A 5,079-nucleotide genomic window follows, 5' to 3' on the forward strand; every position below is an offset into this window, starting at 1 on the left:
CATATTCGCTCATGATTTCTGATGGTGTTTTGCCCGTGTGATAGAGGTCAACAATCATGGACTTACATTCTTCAGTATACCTAGTTTGTTTCGTTCCCAATTTCCCGACACAACCTTTCAATCATAGGTTATCAGTCCTCCTTTTTGTGTCCACTACTTTATACTAGGTCCAGGGTATGGTCCATTTTCGACGGAACTTAGCTCGGGGACTATTACTCATGGCCCCAATGACCATCCCGGAAGTCGATAATAGGAAACTCCCATCTCATATCGCTATACAGAAAGACACCGTATTGATGTCCAGGTTGTCCAAAGATGACGCCGAAGAATTTGGTTCCGTGGCAGTAGTTCAAGGTCAATATCAATGGGAGAGATTTCGGGATGAAATATTACTACCCTTAAAACAAGCTAACGAAGTATTTTTAACCCAAGTCTCAAAAATGGTTATGGCTTCAGTTTTGACATTGCTCCAATATCTTTTGAGTACCCAACTCTAATTATCACTGGTCGACAGGACCATGTTGTCGGATACCAAGATCCATGGCGACTGATTGAACAGTACCCCAGAGCAACATTTGCAGTGCTTGATATGGCAGGGCACAACCTACAAATAGAGCAACCAGATGTATTCGAGGTATTGGTTCACAACTGGCTCAACAGACTTGAGTTGGAAAAATTCCTGTAGGTAAATTATTCACAAATTCAATCCGATGATGAATGGGCAGCATTCCTGTAATCAAGCAAAATCGGAATTGAGACAATAAAAAACTCCTGTTAGTGTTGATGTCATCGAAAACACACCACTAATCAGGAGGTAGATCTACACCATGAGTATAACCCAAAATAGCAAGATTCGCCGCATCACAGATTCAACCTTGGTTGTCGGAGCCGACATTGCCAAGAAGGTTCACGTCGCTCGTGCGTGTGATGTGCGGGGCGTGGAACTTGGAAAGACGCTGACGTTCCACAATACGAGGCACGGCTTTGTAGGACTTCTCAAGTGGATTCAGTCACTCATGGTTGACCACAGTTGCGATAATGTGGTATTTGGCGTCGAGCCGACGGGGCATTATTGGATAAATCTTGCTCAGTTTCTACGTCATGAAGGGATCCAAGTCGTGCTCGTGAACCCACTACACGTCAAAAAGACCAAGGAACTTGAAGATAACAGTCCGACGAAGAACGACCGCAAAGATGCACGTGTCATCGCGCTTTTGGTCAAAGACGGACGGTACTCGGTACCCCACATTCCAGAAGATATGTACGCTGATTTGCGCGTGGGAATGAACGAAAGAGACCGTTTGTCAGGGGACCTAAAGCGAGTGCAAGGGCGCATTCACAACTGGTTGGACCGCTTCTTCCCAGAGTTCACAGAGGTGTTTAAGGATTGGGAAGGCAAGGCAGCGCTCATTGGTTTGCACCAGTTTCCATGCCCGACAGATATTCAGGAAAAATCAACATCCGCAATCGTTCAGGCATGAAGAGATGGTGGCATTTCAAGGGGCATTGGGATGAGCAAAGCGAACCTCCTCAAAGAGAAAGCAGAAGAGTCCATTGGGCTTACAGAAGGGCTGCAGATGGGTCACCAGGAGTTGGCGATTCTACTGCGTCAATATGACTTGTACCAAGAGCAACTAGATCTTCTGATGAGCGAGATTGAACGATTGGTGAGCCAGATTCCTGGGACGCAAGAAATGATGAGCATTCCCGGTGTCGGCTTGGTTACCGTTGCTGGATTCCTCGCCGAGGTTGGAGACCTATCCGCCTACGACAATCCTAGGCAGATTCAAAAGCTAGCGGGGCTCAACCTCAAGGAAAACAGTTCGGGGAAGCACAAGGGACAGACAAAGATCAGCAGACGGGGACGCCCGAAGTTACGAGCATTGCTGTTCCGTGGTGTGATACCGCTGTTGGCGAAGAATGCTGAATTCCAGGAGTTGCACAGATAGTACACCCAGCGGACACAGAACCCGTTGAAGAAAATGCAGTCTGCAATAGCACTGAGTTGTCGATTGATCCGAGTGTTGTTTGCCCTTGGCAGAAAGCAAGTCCCTTATGACCCCATGAAGGTACTTGGACCCATGCACATGGAACGATTACAGAACGCTGCTTAGGAACTTTCGAATGCTCCATTTCTAGCCATTTCGCATGACATAACTGACAAACGAAGCACGGATTAGCCGGTACGAGCGTTTTTATGAGGGCAATGACCCTGGCGGGCAGCATAACACGGCATCCACCCTTTGACAGGCAGAACGATGGAATGACACGGGCTCTGAAGAGACCCCGGGAGACATGAGAGGGTAAGCCACAAAGGTGTATGTGGACATCCAATGTGCGACCATATTTTAGAAATTGGGGCATAGCCCTTGTTTCTGCACACCCACATGTCTAATCCGATGGCTCCTCCCACTCCATCTGTACAATCTGTCCGTCATGTCAAACATGAAAAACTGCGAATGAGCTAGAATGAGCGAGAAAACGAAAGAACATAGAGAGAGGTTAGTGCAAAATACTTTTCTTGAGGTGATACATTATGAGACTAAATTCAGAACGGGTTTACATTCGTAGAATGGAGAATGAAGATCTTGAGGCACTGTTGGACTTAAGACTGCGAAATCGTCATTTCTTCAAGCCCTTTCAACCCATTACCTTGGACTCACACTACACGGTGGAAGGACAACAAGAAATTCTGGAGAAAATCTATCACGACTGGAATTCTGGTTCAGGATACGGATTTGGAATTTTTCTGACCAACGATGATCGGCTCATTGGACGAGTTAATCTAAGTAATGTGGCTCGTGGGGCTTGGGAAAGTTGTACACTGGGGTATTTCATTGATGAGAACTGCAATGGACAAGGGTTTGCCTCAGAGGCTGTTCATTTGGCAATTGGTTTTGCTTTCGGACCTGCAGAATTGCATAGAGTCCAAGCGGCAGTCATGCCGCGAAATGCAGGATCGACTAGAGTTCTTGAAAAAGTGGGATTTAGGTACGAAGGATTCTCGGAGTTTTATCTAAAAATTAATGGTGTATGGGAAGACCATAACCTTTACAGTATTACACGAGAGCGTTGGAACTCATAAACTTGTGGTTCTGCAGATAACGGGGGCTGATCTCGAAGAAGGATTTGCTTACGCCGATGCATAAATATATATAGCGGAATTTTCTGGGTTCCAAGGCTATCGGGTCGGAATGTTGAATAAGGGGTTTGATTGAATGATGCAACTGAACGAGATTAAATTTGCAGAGATTGGACTTGAGGAAAAGGAAGAACTCGCAGAATGGTTGTCGCGTGACACGTGGGACAACTTTACCAGCCCAGCCATTTCATACGATTCCGCCATGAAATGGATTGAACAAGGTGCGTTTCACGGGGACGACAAGAAGTCGTTCTGGATCATCAGCCATGGTGAAAGGGTCGGTCTTCTCCAGTTAAATGACCTATTCGACAGCACGGCAATGTTTGACATCCGAATCAACACGAAATATCGAGGAAGCGGTATTGGTCGACATGCTTTGCGATGGCTTACTAAGTACGGATTTGAAAATCATCCTAACATGGTTCGCATCGAAGCTAATACCCGTGCGGACAACATTGGGATGCGGAGAGTTCTACGTGCATGTGGATACGTTAAGGAGGCTCACTATCGTGATGCTTGGCACACGGTCGAGGAAGCAGATGTTTGGTTAGATGGTGTCGCCTACGCCATCTTGCGACGAGACTGGTTGAACGATACGACCACTCCCGTACGTTGGGATGATGAATGATCGCCCGAGTTTGTGGACTAGAGAGGAAAGCTCCTCTTCAGATAACGGGGTATATCTGTAGTAACACATACGTGGTGGATTACATCAATATGCAACGGCGAGCATGGATCTGTTGCTGCGTTATGGGGCAGATACTCATCAAGGGTTCCGCCCGACTGCACAGTCAAAGTATCATGTATAAGACCATTGTCGTACAGACGCATATCACCTGAATTGGTATCATTGTGTTGATGTTAAGTTTAAATAGGGGTGGATTCATGATTCAAGGACTTTATGAAGCGCATCTGCCTGTTAGTGATATGGATGCTTCTGTTGCCTTTTATAAGGCACTAGGGCTGGAAGTGTACGACAAGACTCCAAGAGTTACTTTTTTGTGGATAGAGAAAGGGAAAAGTCAATTGGGACTGTGGAAGTCTGATCATGTATCAACTCCATATCATCCGTCAATTCGTCACATAGCCTTCTATGTAAGTCTCGAAGATCTCCAATGCTCACAAAAGTGGCTGCATGATAACGGATTTGAGGTTCGAGATGCTTTTGGTGTTGCTGCGAAGGATCAACCTCTCGTTTTGAAAAACAACAATAATTATCATGCGGCGATTTATTTTTATGATACAGATGGAAATTCCCTTGAGCTAATTTCGCCTTTGAAGCTAGATGACAAAATGACTGTTAACTATGAGGATAAAATGACGCTTTCCTGTTGGTTAAAGCTTAATTCTTAATTCTCGATTGGATATTTATTACGCAATCGGGGGCGCAAATTCAATAACACTGATTGCCTGCCTGATGTATGATTATACGACGGGCAATCCTTTCGGAATCTTGCGCAATTGGGCAGGAGAGTCCAATAGCATTTATAGTAAAATAGGACACCGAAAGATAATTTTAGTGGCGGAGGTTTCGATGATGAGTGCAAGTGAAAAGGATGCGGTACTCTTAATTATTGACGTTTAAAAGGGATTCGATGACCCGGTGTGGGGAAAACGCAACAACTTACAAGCGGAAGGAAATATTGAAAGGATTCTTCGCCACTGGCGAGAAACGAATCGCCCTGTCTTTCATGTTCAGCACTTATCTATGATTTCTACCAGTCCTCTTCGTAGAGACCATATCGGAAGTGAAATTAAAGATGGTGTAAAGCCCTTACCTTATGAACCTCTGTTCCAAAAAAGTGTAAACAGTGCATTCATCGGCACAGATTTGGAAGACTGTTTGAGAAAGAATGGGTATCAAACAATCGTTATTGTAGGGCTAACGACGGATCACTGCATTTCTACAACGACCCGCATGGCAGCAAACCTTGGAT

At 45.4% G+C, this 5,079-nt stretch carries 4 protein-coding genes and 2 pseudogenes; all 6 read left to right on the forward strand.

The genetic code is table 11. The features are described 5' to 3' along the window. Nucleotides 1–170: 170 nt before the first annotated feature. Nucleotides 171–685: pseudogene (locus MM817_RS16095) on the forward strand (alpha/beta fold hydrolase); the annotation flags it as partial. A gap of 142 nt (nucleotides 686–827) precedes the next feature. Beyond that, nucleotides 828–2,114: pseudogene (locus tag MM817_RS16100) on the forward strand (IS110 family RNA-guided transposase). 422 nt (nucleotides 2,115–2,536) lie between these two features. Next, entirely contained in the window at nucleotides 2,537–3,085 is a 549-nt protein-coding gene (locus MM817_RS16105; RefSeq protein WP_241717025.1) for a GNAT family N-acetyltransferase, read from the forward strand. 133 nt (nucleotides 3,086–3,218) lie between these two features. Then, complete coding sequence (locus MM817_RS16110; RefSeq protein WP_241717027.1) at nucleotides 3,219–3,770, forward strand: GNAT family N-acetyltransferase; 552 nt, start codon at nucleotides 3,219–3,221, stop codon at nucleotides 3,768–3,770. A 257-nt stretch (nucleotides 3,771–4,027) separates the two neighbouring features. Then, a complete protein-coding gene (locus tag MM817_RS16115; RefSeq protein WP_241717029.1) occupies nucleotides 4,028–4,495 on the forward strand; it encodes a VOC family protein in 468 nt (155 codons plus the stop codon). A 250-nt stretch (nucleotides 4,496–4,745) separates the two neighbouring features. Further along, on the forward strand, nucleotides 4,746–5,079 hold a 334-nt coding region (locus MM817_RS16120), incomplete at its 3' end, for an isochorismatase family protein (protein ID WP_241717031.1).

Origin of the sequence: Sulfoacidibacillus ferrooxidans (assembly GCF_022606465.1) — a bacterium.
In the GTDB taxonomy this organism is placed as follows: Bacteria; Bacillota; Bacilli; order Alicyclobacillales; family SLC66; genus Sulfoacidibacillus; species Sulfoacidibacillus ferrooxidans.